The organism is Aequorivita sediminis, assembly GCF_032080575.2.
GTDB lineage: Bacteria > Bacteroidota > Bacteroidia > Flavobacteriales > Flavobacteriaceae > Aequorivita > Aequorivita sediminis.
On record NZ_JAVLSO020000006.1, the window covers coordinates 1 to 18,305 of the forward strand.

Below are 18,305 nucleotides of genomic sequence, written 5' to 3' on the forward strand. Positions count from 1 at the left end.
TGATCCTCAACTTTGAACACAAGGGAAATTTATCTATTGAAGATAACAATATTGAATACGGAATAAAATACACTCACGAAGATATACGCGACCGTGTAAATGAATACGAAATAATCGATTCGGCTGGGTTTTCAATTCGCCCACCTATCTTCCCTCCTAACAATCAACCATATTCTCCCGATACCTCGCCAATTGTTCCTTACACAAACGTAAGAGCAATGCATGAAACACAAATAGACCGCATCTCTGGTTATGCTCAATGGAGTAGAAAAACCACTCTCGGCAGCAGCGACCTTTGGTTAAATGCTGGAGTTCGTGCTCACAATTGGACGGTAAGCGGACAAAACATTACAAGCACTTCACAAACTGTATTTAGTCCGAGAGCACAAGTTTCCTTAAAACCAGATTGGGAAATGGATATGCTTTTCCGCCTTTCGGGAGGTATGTACCACCAACCGCCTTTTTATAGAGAGTTAAGAGATTCAACAGGAACAGTTCAGCCAGGAGTTAAGGCACAACAATCTATTCACATTGTATTTGGAAACGATTACAGTTTTAAAATGTGGGATCGTGCCTTCAGATTAAATTCTGAAGTATATTACAAGCATCTAGACAATGTTAATCCATATACGTTAGAAAACGTTCGTATTCGATATCGCGCAAACAACAGCGCTGTTGCTTATGCTTACGGTTTAGACCTACGTCTTGCAGGAGAATTTGTTCCTGGAACAGAAAGCTGGTTAAGTTTTGGATATTTAAAAACAGAAGAAAACATTAACGACAAAGGATATATTTTCCGTCCTACAGATCAACGTCTAAAGTTTGGTATGTTGTTTCAGGACTACGTAAAAGTTATTCCATCGCTAAAAATGTATCTTAACTTAACTTATAATACTGGACTCCCAGGAGGCTCTCCAAGTTATGCCGACCCTTATAACTATCAAACGCGATTACCAGATTATAAGCGTGCCGATATTGGGGTTAGCTACGTAATTGTAGATGACACAAAGTTAAGAGATAGCGGATGGTTAAGACCCTTCAAGGAGCTTTCGGTTGGAGCAGAAATTTTCAATATTTTCGATGTACAAAACTCAATTACAAATACTTTTGTGAGGGATGTCTATAGCAAACTTCAATACGCTATTCCGAATTACTTAACGCCGCGAATTTTTAATGTGAAGCTTTCAGCGAAGTTTTAAGCTCGAGAACGCTGCCCTTTACGCTTTCTCAGCTTTTTGCTGTTTTTCTTTTTCTGAAAATCACGACTGTACTTCAGCATAGATTCATAGGTTTCTGAAGTGCTTTTGTTGTAGAGTTTAGCATACTCGTAGGCCATAATCTTAACCATAGTTTTTGAAGGCCAGAGTCTGCGGAAGTTATTCATTCGCTTTTCAAAACTCATAGGTTCAAATCGCATTCTATTCAAATCAATTAAATAGAATTCGTATTTGTTATTTCCCACATCGGTAATTAAAGTATTCCCTGGGGAATGGTCTAAAAAGTTTACTCCGTTTTCGTGTAGTTTAAAAGTGAATTGGGTAAACTGTCGTAATATTTCTTCCCGATTTTCAAACTTTGGTTTATGAATTAAAACTCGAAAATCGAAATCGTAATCGAGGTGTTCACTTATGTAATAGCTCTGTTTTAATCCAAAAGAAAAAAACTCGATATATGCTACGGGTGTTGGCGTTCCAATTCCGAAGTTAGCTAGTTTAGAAGCGTATTCAAAAGAGCGTTTTGCTTTACTTTTTCTAAAGAATTGGTATATTATAGACTGAAAGAAATTAGGCGTTTTAAAACTCTTAATATTGAATACAACCCCATTTAATTCTATTTTTTTTATAACATTTCGCTCACCTTTGGTTACATACTCCCCTACTTTTTCAAAGTGATAGAGTGCGTCTTTCAACGCAGGTTGCAAGTGTGAATATTTTGGATTGATTACGAAATTCTCGCGCATTTTTAATATTTATACAGTCAAAAAAGGTATTTTGCGAAGGTAATTTAAAATCTTTATCCCTTGCTTATGCCGTGGGACTTTATACGAAAATACAAACTTTACTTTAAGACGATGTACAAAATTTAGCAAAGAAGAAGTCTAACAAAGTAATTCACTATGAAGAAAATTCTAATCATACAAAACAAACGAATTGGCGATGTGCTACTGAGCTCGGTAATTGCTAATAATATTAAAAAAGTATTTCCTGAAAGTGAAGTTTCCTTTTTGGCTTATGATTATACTATTGGCGTTCTTGAAAACAACCCAAATATCGATCGTATAATTTCAATTAACCAAAAAGAGCTGAAGCGTTTGCCAAAACTTTTTGAAACTGCTTTAAAAATTAGAGAGCAGAAATACGATATTATTTTCGATCCTTATGCTAAGTTTCAAAGTAGAATTATATGTTTAACAAGTAAAGCTCAGTACAGAGTTGGCTTTAAAAAAGCACATAAAAAACTAAAATTACCATTTTACACGCATCCAATAAATTTTAAAAAGAAAGCTACATTGCCTTGTGGAAGAGGGATTGAAGATAGAGTTAATTTAGTACATCAAGTTTTTCCATTGACAGAAACTGACTATATACCGAAAATACATTTAAGCGAAATAGAGAAATCTGAAAATAAATTACAAGATATTAAAGGACCTGTTATAATGATTGGTGTTTTAGGAAGCACGCCAAATAAATCTATGCCCTACGAGTATATGGTTGAGCTTATAGATTATGTTACCAAAAACTATAAGGCTACCATCCTTTTCAATTATGCACCCCATCAAAAAGAAGAAGCTTTAAAAATATATCAAATGTGTGCGAACAAGGAGAAGATAAATATGGAAATTTATGAACATAGCATACGTGGATTTGCCGTATTAATGAGCCAATGCGATATGCTCATTAGCAATGAAGGAGGCAGTGTTCATATAGCAAAAGCAGTAAAAAAACCAACTTTCACAATATATTCACCATATATAGATAAAGATGCTTGGAATAGTTTTGAAGATGAAGTATACCATCAATCTATTCATTTACTAGAAGAAGTTCCAGACCTATTTAAAAGCTTTACTCCAGAAGAAAGAAGGTCGATTGAGAAAGATCCTCAAGAGCTTTACAAGGAATTAAAACCTGAAATGATTCTCAAAAAGTTGAAGCCTTTTTTAGCGCATCACCTTTCTGATGTAAAAATCTAGTTAGTTTCTACTTTTTCTTTTAAAACGCTTTCAGGGGCATCAGTCTTTAGAATTCCGTATTTCGTCCAAACTCTTTTTTCTTGTTTTGTAATTCGTCTAATAGCTTTGTTTTTTACAAACATGTCTTTAGTAACATACCCTCGAGCGTGATCCAAATGTAAGGTTACTGTGCTATATCGAATTTGAAGAGGTTTTATTCCGTAGTTCATTAAGCGCTCGCCCATTTCACGGTCTTCTCCACCGTATTGCATACGCTCGTCGAATCCATTTACTGCAATTACATCCTTACGCCATCCAGAGGCATTATTCCCATCCCAAGTAGCGCTAGTAGGCGTAAATGTATTTAGAAAATCTTCTTTAAAACCGTATGAAGTAAGTTTATTTATTTTGAATGTTTTCTTCAGTCCTTGTTTTAACAACCATTTCGCATTAAAGCAACGCTGCAACTTTATGTCTTCACGGGTGATTTTTTTAGAAATACTCATGGTAAGTTTAAAGTAACCTGCAGATAGAAAACATCCTGGACGACTTAAGCCAAGGTGTGTAGAAACTAAATCGTTTCTTGGAATACAATCTCCATCCGTAAAAATTAGGTACTCCCCTTTTGAAGCTACAATTGCTTTATTGAGAATTTTTGTTTTTTGAAATCCGTGGTCTTCTTGCCAAACATGTTTAATTTTTAAAGGAGAATTCGCTTTAAAAGAATCTATCATTCTTTTGGTTTCTTCACCCGAACCATCGTCGGCAATAATTATTTCAAAATTCTTTTCTAGTTGCTGTTCAAATCCCCAAAGTGCTTTTTGTAACCAATCAGGCTGATTGTAGGTACTTACAATAACTGACACATAAGGCGAATCATCTTCATTTTTTACGATACCGTAATTTGTCCACCTTTTATTTTGATTACGTGTAACCTTACGTATTGCTAAATTCTTTTCAATTGATTCCTCATTTTTATACCCTCTTGGATGATCGAGATGTAAAACAACCGCATTGTAGCGAATCTGTTTACTTTTAATCCCGTAATTCATCAATCGCTCGCCAAGTTCACGATCCTGTCCGCCGTATTGCATACGTTCGTCAAAACCATTTATAGCAACTATATCTTTTTTCCACCCAGAAGCGTTATGTCCATTCCAACTAGCATTAGTAGGGGTTAAAGCATTTAAAACTTTAGCTTTTAAAGAACCAGAGTAAAGCTTATTGTTTTTAAACGAAGATTTTAATCCGTGTTTTTTAAGCCACTTAACATCAAAACATCTTTCCGTATAAATATCTTCTTTGGTAATTTTCTTTGAAATTTCCATTGGCAGCATAAAGTAACCACCCGATAGAAAATATCCCTCTTCGCGATATTTTACGTGTTGCTCTACAAAATCTTTCCGCGGAATACAGTCGCCGTCGCTCATAATAATATACTCCGTACTACATTGTTTAATGGCTTTATTGAGAATTTCAGATTTCTGAAAACCTTTGTCTTCATGCCAAACATGAACGATTGGATAGAAAACTTCTTCTTCCATTTTTTCTAGCAATAGACGCGTTTTATCATCTGAACCGTCATCTGCAATTACAACTTCAAACTGTCTATATGTTTGATTATTATAACCGTACAGCACTTTTGCCAACCATTCGGTAGAATTGTAAGTGCTAATTATTATGGAGGTGTTAAGCTGTTTCATTTATGCAAAGATAAAGTTATTTAGGAAGTTGGCGCACAAAACAAAAAGTAGTAATTTCGAAATGTATTTTAAATCTTTAGCTAAAATTAAAAAACAGCGATTTAACGAAGTATCAATTAATTATTTTTCGTGAAAATTTGCTTAAAAACTATGCCGAAATTAACTGTAATTATACCTACTTTCAATGAAGAAGCCTATCTTGAAGACGCTCTTTTTTCAGTAGCTTTTGCCGATGAAATAATTGTTGTAGATTCATATAGCACAGACAAAACTCCAGAAATAGCTAAGAAATATACTACTAAGTTTCTACAACGAAGGTTCGACAATTTTTCAAATCAGAAAAATTTCGCATTAAATGAAGCAACTGGAGATTGGGTTCTTTTTATTGATGCCGACGAGCGTGTAACACATTCTTTAGAAGCCGAAATTTTGGAAACTATAGAAAATCCAAAACACGGCGGATATAAAATTAATTTTCCGCATTTTTATATGAATCGTTTTCTCTATCATCACAGTGATGATGTATTGCGATTAGTAAAGCGGAAAGGAGCAAAATTTACAGGTTCGGTACACGAAAAATTACACTGTAGTGGAAGTGTAGGGAAATTAAAAAATAAAATGCTTCATTTTACCTACAAGGGACTGGATAATTATATTCAAAAAAAAGAATCGTACGCCTGGTTTCAGGCACAACAACTATTTGAAAAAGGGAAAAAAGCAACTTGGTTTCATCTCTTTATTAAACCTACTTATCGATTTTTTAGATCGTTTGTATTAAAGGGAGGCTTCCGAGACGGGGTGCCAGGACTTACCGTTGCTGCTGTAAATGCATACGGAGTTTTTGAAAGGTATGTAAAGTTAATGCTATTGCGAAAAGGAATACAATAATAGACATTGTAAGAAAGAAAGAAAGGTAAAAACATTATTTTTATACAAATTACATTTAGTTTTTGAAAAACACAGCAAAAATTTCAGCCATTGCCATAACGCTTAATGAAGCCCATAACATTGAAGCCTATTTAGATAGTCTTTGGTTTGCTGATGAAATCATTATTGTAGATTCATATAGTTCAGATGAAACAGTTTCTTTAGCGGAAAAACACCAGAAGGTTACAGTGTACCAAAGAAAATTTGATAACTTTTCGGCTCAAAAAAACTTTGCGATTTCAAAAGCAAAAAACGATTGGGTAACTTTTTTTGATTTAGACGAAGAGGTAACTCCAAAATTAGCTGACGAAATTGTTGAACTAGCGAAAAACCCAAAAGCAATAGCCTATTATGTAAAACGCGATTTCTATTTTATGGGAAAACGTATAAAGTACAGCGGTTTGCAAAACGATTATATCGTACGATTTTTCAACAAAAATCATTGTCAGTACAATTCCAATTTAGTTCACGAAACTTTAGAAACCGATGGTAGAACCGAAAATTTAAAACACAGCTTGCCACATCACACCTATAAATCCTTCGACGATTACACCGCAAAAATGCACAAATACAGTGCGTTACAAGCTAAAATGCTTTATAAAAAAGGAAAGAAACCTACTTACTATCACTTTCTTTTTAGGCCGTATTATCGTTTTTGGAATCAGTTTATATTTCGCTTGGGAATTCTCGACGGAAAAGAAGGGTTTATTTTAGCTTATGTGAGTGCATTTTCGGTATTTAAACGATATATTAATCTTTGGTTACTTTATAGAAAAATAGCTTAAAAAAAGCCTATGAGTCACAAAATAGCTATCATATTTCTAGATGAAATTCACCATGTTTATCATTTTGTAAGTGTAGCCGTAGAGCTTTCAAAAACCAATCAAGTACATATTCTCACCCATTCTGGAAAAAATACTTTTCTTCACGCTTCTCTTCAGAAACTTAATAATAAAAATGTAATAGTTGAAAAAATGCCAACTGCTGCCTTTAGAGAATTTACTGATAGGATAAAAGGCAGACAACTACCTAGAAAAGGCTTTTGGATAAAAAAACACAAAAAGTATATTCTCACTAATTTTGATGCTATAATCTTTACCGATTACTATCATAAATATCTCCTAAAAGCTAGAGAGGATCGCAATAAGCCAAAGTTTATATTTTTAGAGCACGGAACACCCGGAAGAGCTTACGCTTATAATAAAGACATCTTAGATTTTGATTTCCACTTACAATGTGGGAAATTTCACAATAAGTCTTTAAAAGAAAAGAAACTGCTTAATGATCAGTACAAAATTACAGGTTACCCAAAACTAGATGTGGTAAAATTGGATGACACCGAACGTATTTTTGCTAATAACAAACCGACAGTTTTATATAATCCACACTTTACTCCTCCCCTTTCGTCTTGGCATTTTATGGGACTCGAAATCTTGGAGTTTTTTTACAAATCGAAAGATTACAATTTAATTTTTGCGCCACATATTAATCTTTTCAATAAAGTTGGAGGTGATGATCCTGCCTTAATACCACAAAAATTCCGAACTGCAGAAAACATACATATAGATTTGGGAAGTGATAAAAGTGTAAACATGACCTACACAAAAACTGCCGACATTTACATGGGCGACGTCTCTAGTCAGGTGTACGAGTTTATGACTAATCCGCGCCCTTGTATATTTTTAAACCCTGATGACGTCGATTATAAAGATGATATTAATTATCGTTTTTGGCAGTGCGGTGATGTGATAAATTCTATTAATGAAATGAATGAAGCATTAAATAATTGCCATAAAATTCACCAGAAGAAATATAAGGCTGTACAAGAAACAATAAGTTCAGAAAACTACTACACAGAAGAAGGCTCTACTCCTTCAGAAAGAGCTGCTAGTGCGATTACAGAATTCTTAGACAAAACGTTATAAATACGAGTCTATCCCTTTTTCACACCATTTCACTTTATTTTCTTGTGTCTGTTTTTGTAGTGAATCATTTATTTCAAATCTACTTTGATCTTTAACTAAATGCCAAATGTGATAAACTATACCACCATACCTTAATCTTTTACCTAAAACGCCACTATTAAGCAATCTTATAGCCATTTCAGAATCTTCTCTTCCCCAGCCTTCAAAATTTTCATTATATCCATTAATTGCAATAAAATCTTTTCTCCAATAGGATAAATTACAACCTCTCAATTTTTTTGAAAGTATAGGGCTAGTTTTATAAAGCTCTGCTAAAACGGAAATTCGTAATGCTCGAGTTCGTTTTTTTATGCCTTTAGAAAAAAAGTTGAAATTTATTTTCTTCTCTTTAAAAAGTTTCTTTAAATATTTTTCCTGAATGTTTACCCGGCTTCCAAAGAGAAACTGTCCTCTTGCCGAGCGTGCAATGTGATCTTTAACAAAATCGGGATGCATTATACAGTCTCCATCAATTTGAATGATATAGTCTCCAGCAGCAGCAGCAATGGCCTTGTTCAAAATTTTGGATCTTCTAAAACCTTTATCCTCGTGCCAAACATGTTTAATTGTTGTTGCGGTTTTATTTTTATATGCCTCTATCAAATGCTTTGTTTCTTCTTTGGAGCCATCATCTGCTATCAAAATTTCAAAAGGTTGATAACTTTGCGCAGCAGCACTCTTTAAAACTAAATCCAATGCTTCGGGCCAGTTGTAGGTAGAAATAAGTAAGGAGGTTTTCATTTTTTGAGAGATTTCTTCAAAGATATATTTTTTACCAAAATTAGATAAGTTCAATTTTAATGAAATTAGACAAGGATAATGCTGCTTTTTTGAAGAACTTTGCAACCAAGCAAAATTTAGCAGATGAATATTAAAGATGAAACAAACAATGCCCTTTTAACGCTTAAAAAAGGAGGGCTTATTTTATATCCTACCGACACAGTTTGGGGAATAGGATGCGATGCTACAAATGCCGAGGCAGTAGAAAAAGTTTTTAAACTAAAGCAAAGAAATGATGATAAATCTTTGATTTGTTTAGTAAGCGATTTTAAAATGTTGAATGAATTTATAGAGGATGTTCCTGAAGTTGCTTACGATATTTTAAAATACGCTGCAAAGCCTACAACAATTATTTACGATGACCCTATTCGCATAGCTGAAAATATTATTGCTAAGGACAATACACTCGCCATACGAGTGGTTAAGGATGACTTTTGTAAAACCTTGATTAGAAAATTTCGCAAACCTATTGTATCTACTTCGGCAAATATTTCAGGAACCCCCACTCCTGGAACTTACTCCGAAATAGACCCTTTAATTTTGGAAGGCGTGGACTATGTTGTAAATTTACACCGCGAAAAAAAAACTGGAAAACCTTCGGCTATTATTAAGCTTGGAAATGATGGAAGTGTAAAGGTAATCCGTAAATAGAAATTGAAGTAAGACTAAAGAGAAACAAGAAAAAGAACAGCTAATCTAGCAAGGATTTATTACTTTGCTAGTTTAAACACTTAATTTTAAAAAATAGTATTTTTAAAAATGTTTACGCCTTTGCTTCTCTGCTAGATATAATAAATGGCAAAACAAACATACATATCGGCATTAGAGAATCCTATTTTTAGAACAATCTCTAAGGCTGCCTTAAATTTAAACCTTGAAACCTATGTTATTGGAGGTTACGTCCGCGATTTTATTTTAAAACGCGGTGAAGCCAAAGACATAGACATTGTAGCAGTTGGTAGTGGAATTGAACTAGCTGAAGAAGTAGCTAGACTCCTACCTGGTAAGCCCAAGGTATCGATATTTAAAACCTACGGTACTGCCATGTTAAAAAGTGGCGGAATAGAACTTGAATTTGTAGGAGCACGTAAAGAGTCTTATACAGAAGAAAGTAGAAATCCAGCAGTAGAAAACGGTACTCTTGAAGACGACCAAAACCGAAGGGATTTTACTATAAATGCCCTTGCGCTTAGCCTTGGCAATGAGAATTACGGTGAGCTTCTCGATCCTTTTAATGGAATTCAAGATCTTCAAAAAAAAATTATTAGAACTCCATTAAATCCCGATATTACATATAGCGACGATCCATTGCGAATGCTTCGTGCCATTCGATTTGCAACGCAATTAGATTTTGTTATTGAAAAAGAATCTTTGAATTCTATATCGAAAAATGCTGACCGGATTAAAATAATTTCTAAAGAGCGAGTGGTAGATGAAATTAATAAGATTTTACTTTCCGATGTACCTTCTAAAGGGTTTACGTTATTACATAAAACTGGGTTATTAAGCTATATTCTGCCTGAGCTAATGGCTTTACAAGGTATTGATGAGAAAGAAGGACAAACCCATAAAGACAACTTCTGGCATACCTTAGAAGTGGTAGATAACATTTCAAAAACCACAGACGATTTGTGGTTGCGTTGGGCTGCTTTACTACACGATATAGGGAAAGCCCCAACAAAAAAGTTTGACAAGAAAATAGGCTGGACCTTTCACGCACATGAATTTGTAGGTGCAAAAATGGTGTATAAACTTTTTAAACGCTTAAAAATGCCATTAAACGACAAGATGAAGTTTGTTCAGAAAATGGTTTTAATGAGTTCGCGTCCAATAGCTTTAGCAAGTGATGTTACCGATAGCGCTGTAAGAAGATTAATATTTGATGCTGGTGAATATGTGGAAGATTTAATGACGCTTTGCGAAGCAGATATTACCACCAAAAATCCTAAAAAGTTTAAGAAATACCACGCTAACTTTCAATTAGTTCGTGAAAAAATTGTGGAAGTTGAAGAGCGCGATCACGTTCGTAATTTTCAACCGCCCGTTTCTGGGGAAGAAATTATGGAGACTTTTAATTTAAAGCCTTCTCGTGAAATTGGAATTATAAAAGATGCAATTAAAGAAGCCATTCTAGAAGGTGAAATCCCTAATGAATATGAAGCTGCAAAAGCATTTATGCTAAAAAAAGGTGCAGATTTAGGCTTAAAAACAAGTTAAACTAATGTTCAGAAAATCGATTAAAGTTTCAATTGTACTAGTTTACCTAGTGATTATTGCTGGAGCAATGGTACGAATGACCGGCTCTGGAATGGGTTGCCCAGATTGGCCAAAATGTTTTGGGTATTATATTCCACCTACAGAAATTTCTGAATTAGAATGGGCACCCGAAAGAACATTTAAAAAAGGTCAGGTAATTATTCACAACGACGCCTTATACGTTGCAAAAGAAGATTTTACAACATCTAATCAATACACCGATTCTCATTGGGAATTATATACCAAGCACGACTATGCTACCTTTAACGTATGGCATACATGGATTGAATATGTAAACCGATTATTTGGAGCTTTATCCGGATTTGCAATTCTTGTAATGGCAATATTTTCACTTCGAAAATGGAAAACTAAAAAACAACTTACCATCTTATCCTGGGTTAGCGTTGGATTATTAATTTTTCAAGCCTGGTTAGGAGCTACAGTAGTTTACTCGGTACTCTCTCCAGTTAAAATTACCATTCATATGGTTATGGCCTTGGTTATTTTGGCAGTATTGCTTTATATCCTATATGCTTCTAAAGAAAAGCCTGTAAATTATTTCACTTCTAGAAGTTATAAATCACTTATTCTGTTTGCAGTAATCCTAACACTTATACAGGTAGTTTTAGGTACTCAGGTTCGTGAATTTGTTGATGAACGCGTAAAAGAAGTTGGATATAACGCTCCAGAATTGTGGTTGGAAAATCCGAGATTGGACTTTTATTTACATCGTTCGTTTTCAATATTAGTAGTTTTAATTAATCTATCATTGTGGTACTTTAATAGAAAAAGAAACTATGGATTAAAGTATTTGGATGCTCTAATATTATTAATTCTCGCTGAAGCATTTACTGGAATATTAATGTACTATTTTAACTTTCCTGTACTATCACAACCGCTACACCTAGTTATAGCAACATTACTCTTTGGAGTTCAATTTTATATTTTGTTGGAAGCATTTCTAACCAATAGAACGAGTAAAAGTTTGTAACTTTGCGCACTAATTTTTTTTTAGCTTAAATGGTTTACCGATTTAGAATTATACTAGACACCGAAGAAGATGTATTTAGAGACATCGAGATAGAAGCTTCTGCTACTTTAGAAGATTTCCACAATGCAATTACCCAATCTTTTGGATTTGACGGTCAAGAAATGGCTTCATTCTACACTAGCAATGAGTTTTGGGAAGAAGAAGAGGAAATTTCACTTTTTGATGTAAGTGACGAACCTGGCAGTATAAGAGTAATGGGCGATACTTATTTAGAAGATGTTGTAGATAAAGAGAACACTCGTTTGCTTTATGTTTACGACTTTCTAAATATGTGGACGTTTATGGTAGAATTAGCCGACATTGGAGAAGTTGAAACAGGACGAATTTATCCAAACCTAATGTACTCTCACGGTGAAGTACCAGCTGAGGCTCCTGAAAAAGAATTTACTTCTGAACCTATTGAAGGTGAAGATGACGATTTTTTTGACGACGATTTCGATTTAGATCCAGAAGACTACGACAGTCTGGATTTTGATGAAAACTGGAACTAGTTATTAGTAACAGCATATTACTCGTACAACACTTTTACATTCCTTAAATTTTAATATCTAATATTTTACATGATAAACCTTTTTTCTACTCATATTGCATCTCTTTCAATCCACCGAGTGGGTAACAAAAGCCGTGGAGAAGATATTTTTCTTTCTGACGAGCCTTATAAAATGGATGATGAAATTACCCCATTGTTAAAAGAGTTTTTCTTAAAGCCTTTTCGTGAAAAAGAAGAAAACTATTTTACGTTTTCGCACGAAGCCGATTTAGAGTTTCACGAATTGTATAACAACGCAAACAACATATTCAATAATCCAGAAAGCATACACGAAGAGAGTAAAAAAATTGCCACCTACTTATTTAATCAATCTGAGCATCCGCATATTAAAAGTGGTGAAGTTTACGTAGCTTATCTTGAAGGAGTACAGTTGGACAATGTGAAGATGGATGCTATTGGTGTTTTTAAAAGTGAATTGAAGCAAGATTTTCTTCAGTTTTTAGAAGAAGGAAATTCATTGGACGCAATGTTACAACAAGGTGTAAGTTTAAATAAACTTGACAAAGGTTGTATTATTTTCAATGCTAATAAGGAAGAAGGATACAAAATACTTTCAGTAGATAGCAACCGTTATGATGCGCGATATTGGTTAGAAAGTTTCCTAGGTGTAGAACCGCTAGCTGACGACAACTTCCACACAAAAAAATACTTGAAGTTCTGCCAAGACTTCGCCAAGGATGTTGTTTTACCAGCCGAAGATAAGAAGCAGGAAGTAATGTTTATGAACCGTGCGGTAAATCATTTTGCGAAAAATGACACTTTTGAAGAAACTGCTTTTATGAATGAAGTAATAGACAACCCTGATTTATTACCAGAATTCCGTCATTATAAATCTGAAAAAGCTCCTAAGTACAGTATCGAAGATTTAACAACCTTTCCTATTGCAAACACCGCTGTAACAGCAGCGAGAAAAAAAATTAAGAATATTATTAATCTCGATACCAACATACAAATAAAACTCGATTTCATAAACCCAGAAAGCGCAGATAAATTTGTTGAAAAAGGTTGGGATGAAGAAAAACAAATGTACTACTACTTAGTGTACTTTAATAAAGAACAGAAAGTATAGCTGTAGCTGAGCGATAAAATAAAAGAGCTTAACATTTAAATTTTAAATGTTAAGCTCTTTTTGCATTTAAACATTCCGTTAATACTGTTAACAAACGGAATGCTTTTATTCTAATTTGATTAGTTTCCTAACTCACTAATGAATTTTATACGATATAGTCTTAGTTCTTCTTCATCGTAATCTCCATCAAACTCATCCATAGCTGTTTTAATTTCATCGGTACTAGCTTCAAGGAAATAATCGTGGATTTCTTCTTGTTGATCTTCATCTAACACTTCATCAATCCAATAATCGATATTTAACTTTGTTCCACTATACACGATAGCCTCCATTTCTTTAATAAACTCAGGCATTTCAAGACCTTTTGCATCAGCAATATCTGGTAAAGAAAGTTTTCGATCTACGTTTTGAATGATATACAACTTAAGAGAGCTATTGCTACCTGTAGATTTTACAACGAAGTCTTCTGGTCTTATAATATCATTTTCTTCAACATAATCCTGAATTAGTTTTAAAAACGACTTCCCGTATTTCTTTGCCTTCCCTTCTCCTACCCCATGAACGTTGGATAATTCTTCTAATGTAATAGGATATTTTAAAGCCATATCTTCCAAAGATGGTTCTTGGAAAATTACAAATGGTGGCAACTCTAATTTATTAGCAACTTTTTTAAGTTCAGCCTTTAATAGTTTGAAAAGTGTATCATCTACTACATCTCCTCCTTGTTTAGCCGAAACTATAATATCGTCGTTAGCGTCTTTAAATGAATGATCTTCCGTCATCATAAAAGTTGTAGGAGACTTAATAAATTCCTTCCCGGCATCTGTAAGTTTGATTACACCGTAGGTTTCAATGTCTTTCTTTAGGTAACCAGCAACGAGTAGCTGACGCAATAACGCCATCCAATAAGCAGCGTCATGGTCTGCTCCCGATGCAAAATACTCTTGTGTATCTGTTCTATGCGATTTAATTAAGGCGTTTACTTTCCCAATCAAAACATTTACTACCTCTTTGCTCTTATACTGTTGATTAGATTTTAAAACAACCTCCAGAAGCTTTTTAGCTTCAGCCGTAGCTTCGTGTTTCTTTTTAGGATGACGCATATTATCATCCATCATTCCACCTTCCCCGGTTTCATTGTCAAATTCTTCTCCAAAGTAATGAAGTATAAATTTTCGTCTAGACATAGAAGTTTCGGCGAAACCTACTACTTCTTGTAGAAGTGCGTGTCCAATCTCCTGTTCGGCAACTGGTTTTCCACTCATAAACTTCTCTAGCTTTTCTATGTCTTTATAGCTATAGAAAGCTAAACAATGCCCTTCACCACCGTCGCGACCAGCGCGTCCAGTTTCTTGATAGTAGCTTTCGATACTCTTTGGTATATCGTTATGGATAACAAAGCGTACATCGGGTTTATCGATTCCCATTCCAAAAGCAATAGTCGCAACAACCACGTCTACATCTTCCATCAAGAACATATCTTGATGTTTTACACGTGTTTTTCCATCGAGTCCTGCGTGATATGGAACAGCTTTAATACCATTCACCTGTAAAGCTTGGGCGAGTTCCTCAACTCTTTTACGGCTTAAGCAGTAAATAATTCCACTTTTACCTTCGTTCTGTTTTACAAAACGAATAATATCCGCATCAACATTTTTCGTTTTTGGACGGATTTCATAGTATAAATTTGGACGGTTAAAAGAAGCTTTAAACGTATTCGCATCCTGCATCGATAAGTTCTTTAGAATGTCTTCTTGTACTTTTGGAGTAGCAGTTGCCGTAAGACCGATAATAGGAATATCGTTTCCTATACGAGTAATAATACTTTTAAGATTTCTATATTCAGGCCTAAAATCGTGTCCCCATTCACTTATACAATGCGCTTCATCAATAGCTAAAAATGAAATTTTTTGAGTTTGAAGAAAATCAACATATTCATCTTTAGTTAGCGATTCGGGAGCAACATAAAGCAGTTTAGTAATTCCACTTGCAATATCACTTTTAACTTGTTTTACTTCAGTTTTATTAAGCGATGAATTTAATACGTGCGCTATCCCATCTTCTGATGATAAGGCACGCAATGCATCAACTTGATTTTTCATAAGTGCTATAAGTGGGGAAACAACTATAGCTGTTCCTTCCTGCATAAGTGCTGGAAGTTGATAGCAGAGGGATTTACCTCCACCTGTTGGCATAATTACAAAAGTATTATTGCCTTCTAAGATGCTTTTAATAACATCTTCTTGCAAACCTTTAAATTGAGAAAATCCAAAATATTTCTTTAAGTCTGCGTAAATGTCATAATCTACCACGTCATAATAGTTTTAGGGAGTAATTCAGTTTTAATCAACATTTAGATTATATTATCAATAACAGTTGTAATTTTGTAACCAAAATAAGCAACTGTACCTTTTTTGTTAACTCAAGATTAAAAATACTAAATTAGATTTTTTTATATTTAAATATACTAATAATATGTACAGTTACAAACATTCAAAAGCATTAAGTTTTGAACAAAACAAGTAGAATAATTTCAATTGCGAAGAATACTATTGAAACTGAGAGCAAAGCAATTGCAAATCTCGCTCATTTAGTAAACGAAGAATTTGCCGGAGCTGTTGAATATATTTTTAATTCTGAAGGTAGGGTAATTGTTACCGGAATAGGCAAAAGTGCAAATATTGCAACAAAAATTGTTGCTACTTTAAACTCCACTGGTACACCTGCTATTTTTATGCATGCCGCCGATGCTATTCACGGCGATCTAGGTACAATTAAACACGACGATACTGTAATCTGTATTTCTAAAAGTGGAAACACTCCTGAAATAAAAGTTTTAGTACCTTTAATAAAGGCTGCACAAAATAGACTTATAGCCATTACAGGGAATCCAGAATCTTTTTTAGGACAGCAAGCAGACTTTATTTTGAATGCTTATGTAGAAAAAGAAGCTTGTCCTAACAACCTTGCTCCTACTACTAGCACTACTGCGCAATTGGTAATTGGGGATGCTTTAGCCATGTGTCTATTAGATTTAAAAGGATTTTCAAGCAAAGATTTTGCAAGATTTCACCCAGGTGGGTCCTTGGGCAAGCAGTTGTACTTACGAGTAAGCAATCTCACTTCACTAAACGAAAAGCCTCAAGTAGCTCCCGATACCGATGTAAAACAGGTGATTGTAGAAATATCTGAGAAAATGCTTGGTGTGACAGCAGTTATTGAAAACGATAAGATTGTAGGAATAATTACTGACGGAGATTTGCGTAGAATGTTAACTAAAGCAGATACCTTTGCAGGATTAACCGCAAAAGATATTATGACTAATAATCCTAAGGTAATAGACAATAATGCTATGGCAGTTGAAGCGATGGAAATGATGGAGAAATTTGGAATCACGCAAATTATCGCTGAAGAAGATGGAAAATATAGCGGGATCGTACATATTCATAATCTTACTAAAGAGGGTATTATTTAATGAAGAAAATAGCTTCCCCCGAAAAAGAAATGTCCTTTTTGGACCATCTAGAAGAATTACGTTGGCACCTAGTGCGCTCTACTATGGCAGTAGTCTTAGTTGGAATCCTTGCCTTTATTTTTAAGAATTTTATATTCGACACATTAATATTTGGACCTTCAAAGCCAAGTTTTTTTACCTATCGTATATTTTGTGATTTTTCTCAAAAGCTAGGAATGGACGCCTTTTGTTTTGATGAAATGCCTTTTAGAATTCAGAGTAGAACTATGGCTGGACAGTTCTCGGCTCATATGTGGACATCCATTTACGCCGGAATTATAATTGCCTTTCCATACATACTTTATGAATTTTGGAAGTTTATTAGCCCTGGTTTAAAAGAAAAGGAACGAAAGTCCAGTCGTGGGTTTATTGTAATTGCATCTATACTTTTCTTTATCGGTGTTTTGTTTGGTTACTACATTATTACACCGCTTTCAATTAATTTCTTAGGAAATTATCAAGTAAGTGATAGGGTTTTTAACGACTTCGATCTAGATAGTTATATCTCGTTGGTTCGTACTTCTGTATTGGCTTCAGGAATAGTATTTGAGTTGCCAATTATAATGTACATCTTAACAAAGATTGGCCTAGTAACTCCTGAAATTCTTCGCAAATACCGAAAATTCGCATTGGTCATTGTGTTAGTCCTTTCAGCGGTAATAACTCCTCCAGACATTGTTAGCCAGATTATTGTGGCTATCCCAATTCTAATACTCTATGAAGTTAGTATCTATATTTCAAAAATTGTAGTTAGAAATCAAGAAAGGGAATTGAAAAAAATGAAAAATGCTTAAATGCAAACCGAAAATGTTAAGTTGCAATAGTATAAATAGCTGCGTTTCAATTGACAACTAAACCGCATTTTGAGTATTAATAGAACTAAGTTTTAAATGAAAATAACAGCTATGGAAAAAAATATTGTTGAAGAGTTTAACGTCTACCGCGAAAAGATGAATCAAAAAATGCTTGAAGATAATAACAAAATCATCAAGCGTATTTTTAATTTGGATACCAATGCATTTGCAGAAGGTGCACTCCCAAAGAAAACAAAAGAACTCCTAGGCCTAGGAAACTCATTAGTACTGCGTTGCGATGACTGTGTACGGTATCATCTAGAAGAATGTCATAAACTCGGTCTTACAAAAGAAGAAGTTGTTGAAGGGATGAGCATTTCACTTTTAATTGGTGGAACTATAGTAATTCCTCATTTACGAAGAGCTTACGAATATTGGGAAGCTCTTGGGGCTAAATAAATACTAAACCAATTAAATATATACTAAAAGAGGCTGTCTAATATAGACAGCCTCTTTTAATAGGTTTAA

17 protein-coding genes and 1 pseudogene are annotated in these 18,305 nt (G+C 34.3%); 13 read left to right on the plus strand and 5 right to left on the minus strand.

The window, feature by feature from the left end; all coding sequences use genetic code 11:
* Window positions 1-1,199: TonB-dependent receptor (locus RT250_RS10235; RefSeq protein ID WP_494337400.1), on the plus strand; the 1,199-nt coding region annotated here is incomplete at its 5' end.
* Here the strand turns inward: RT250_RS10235 and RT250_RS10240 are convergent.
* Entirely contained in the window at window positions 1,196-1,960 is a 765-nt protein-coding gene (locus RT250_RS10240; RefSeq protein ID WP_313114597.1) for a lipopolysaccharide kinase InaA family protein, read from the minus strand. The two genes, RT250_RS10235 and RT250_RS10240, sit on opposite strands and share 4 nt — an antisense overlap.
* A 156-nt stretch (window positions 1,961-2,116) precedes the next feature.
* On the opposite strand from RT250_RS10240, the gene RT250_RS10245 reads away from it, so the two are divergent.
* Window positions 2,117-3,190, plus strand: coding sequence for a glycosyltransferase family 9 protein (locus RT250_RS10245; RefSeq protein WP_313114599.1), 1,074 nt, complete (start codon window positions 2,117-2,119; stop codon window positions 3,188-3,190).
* Here the strand turns inward: RT250_RS10245 and RT250_RS10250 are convergent.
* Window positions 3,187-4,035, minus strand: coding sequence for a glycosyltransferase family 2 protein (locus RT250_RS10250; protein ID WP_313114750.1), 849 nt, complete (start codon window positions 4,033-4,035; stop codon window positions 3,187-3,189). The two genes, RT250_RS10245 and RT250_RS10250, sit on opposite strands and share 4 nt — an antisense overlap.
* Before the next feature lie 18 nt (window positions 4,036-4,053).
* Window positions 4,054-4,872: pseudogene (locus RT250_RS10255) on the minus strand (glycosyltransferase family 2 protein); the annotation flags it as partial.
* 150 nt (window positions 4,873-5,022) lie between these two features.
* Between RT250_RS10255 and RT250_RS10260 the strand changes: the two are divergent.
* The 3 genes from RT250_RS10260 (at window position 5,023) to RT250_RS10270 (ending at window position 7,724) form a co-directional block, all read left to right on the plus strand.
* Window positions 5,023-5,760, plus strand: coding sequence for a glycosyltransferase family 2 protein (locus RT250_RS10260; protein ID WP_313114600.1), 738 nt, complete (start codon window positions 5,023-5,025; stop codon window positions 5,758-5,760).
* Between the two features lie 62 nt (window positions 5,761-5,822).
* Window positions 5,823-6,584 (plus strand): glycosyltransferase family 2 protein, encoded by a 762-nt coding sequence (locus RT250_RS10265; RefSeq protein ID WP_313114602.1) that lies wholly within the window; start codon window positions 5,823-5,825, stop codon window positions 6,582-6,584.
* A 9-nt stretch (window positions 6,585-6,593) separates the two neighbouring features.
* Window positions 6,594-7,724 carry a CDP-glycerol glycerophosphotransferase family protein gene (locus tag RT250_RS10270; protein ID WP_313114604.1) on the plus strand — a complete coding sequence of 377 codons (1,131 nt, stop codon included), beginning with the start codon at window positions 6,594-6,596 and terminating at the stop codon, window positions 7,722-7,724.
* Here RT250_RS10270 and RT250_RS10275 read toward each other — a convergent pair.
* On the minus strand, window positions 7,719-8,504 hold the full coding sequence (locus RT250_RS10275) for a glycosyltransferase family 2 protein (RefSeq protein ID WP_313114605.1): 786 nt from the start codon (window positions 8,502-8,504) through the stop codon (window positions 7,719-7,721). The two genes, RT250_RS10270 and RT250_RS10275, sit on opposite strands and share 6 nt — an antisense overlap.
* Before the next feature lie 123 nt (window positions 8,505-8,627).
* Here RT250_RS10275 and RT250_RS10280 point away from each other — a divergent pair, with 123 nt between their 5' ends.
* From RT250_RS10280 to RT250_RS10300, 5 genes are all read left to right on the plus strand, one after another.
* The gene (locus RT250_RS10280; RefSeq protein WP_313114607.1) at window positions 8,628-9,194 is read left to right on the plus strand and encodes an L-threonylcarbamoyladenylate synthase; all 567 of its coding nucleotides are present in this window, start codon (window positions 8,628-8,630) and stop codon (window positions 9,192-9,194) included.
* A gap of 144 nt (window positions 9,195-9,338) precedes the next feature.
* Window positions 9,339-10,760, plus strand: a complete 1,422-nt coding sequence (locus RT250_RS10285) for a CCA tRNA nucleotidyltransferase (RefSeq protein ID WP_313114609.1) — start codon at window positions 9,339-9,341, stop codon at window positions 10,758-10,760.
* A 4-nt stretch (window positions 10,761-10,764) separates the two neighbouring features.
* Window positions 10,765-11,790, plus strand: coding sequence for a COX15/CtaA family protein (locus RT250_RS10290; protein ID WP_313114610.1), 1,026 nt, complete (start codon window positions 10,765-10,767; stop codon window positions 11,788-11,790).
* A gap of 29 nt (window positions 11,791-11,819) precedes the next feature.
* Window positions 11,820-12,341: an IS1096 element passenger TnpR family protein gene (locus RT250_RS10295; RefSeq protein WP_313114611.1), complete on the plus strand. Its 522-nt coding sequence runs from the start codon at window positions 11,820-11,822 to the stop codon at window positions 12,339-12,341.
* A gap of 69 nt (window positions 12,342-12,410) precedes the next feature.
* Complete coding sequence (locus RT250_RS10300) at window positions 12,411-13,469, plus strand: nucleoid-associated protein (RefSeq protein WP_313114613.1); 1,059 nt, start codon at window positions 12,411-12,413, stop codon at window positions 13,467-13,469.
* A 119-nt stretch (window positions 13,470-13,588) separates the two neighbouring features.
* Here RT250_RS10300 and recQ read toward each other — a convergent pair whose 3' ends face one another.
* A complete protein-coding gene (gene recQ / locus RT250_RS10305; protein WP_313114614.1) occupies window positions 13,589-15,781 on the minus strand; it encodes a DNA helicase RecQ in 2,193 nt (730 codons plus the stop codon).
* A 197-nt stretch (window positions 15,782-15,978) separates the two neighbouring features.
* On the opposite strand from recQ, the gene RT250_RS10310 reads away from it, so the two are divergent.
* From RT250_RS10310 to RT250_RS10320, 3 genes are all read left to right on the plus strand, one after another.
* Window positions 15,979-16,944, plus strand: coding sequence for a KpsF/GutQ family sugar-phosphate isomerase (locus tag RT250_RS10310; RefSeq protein ID WP_313114615.1), 966 nt, complete (start codon window positions 15,979-15,981; stop codon window positions 16,942-16,944).
* A complete protein-coding gene (tatC, locus tag RT250_RS10315; protein ID WP_313114617.1) occupies window positions 16,944-17,777 on the plus strand; it encodes a twin-arginine translocase subunit TatC in 834 nt (277 codons plus the stop codon). The genes RT250_RS10310 and tatC overlap by 1 nt, the downstream gene beginning before the upstream one ends.
* Before the next feature lie 111 nt (window positions 17,778-17,888).
* On the plus strand, window positions 17,889-18,236 hold the full coding sequence (locus RT250_RS10320) for a carboxymuconolactone decarboxylase family protein (protein ID WP_313114618.1): 348 nt from the start codon (window positions 17,889-17,891) through the stop codon (window positions 18,234-18,236).
* Window positions 18,237-18,305: the final 69 nt, after the last annotated feature.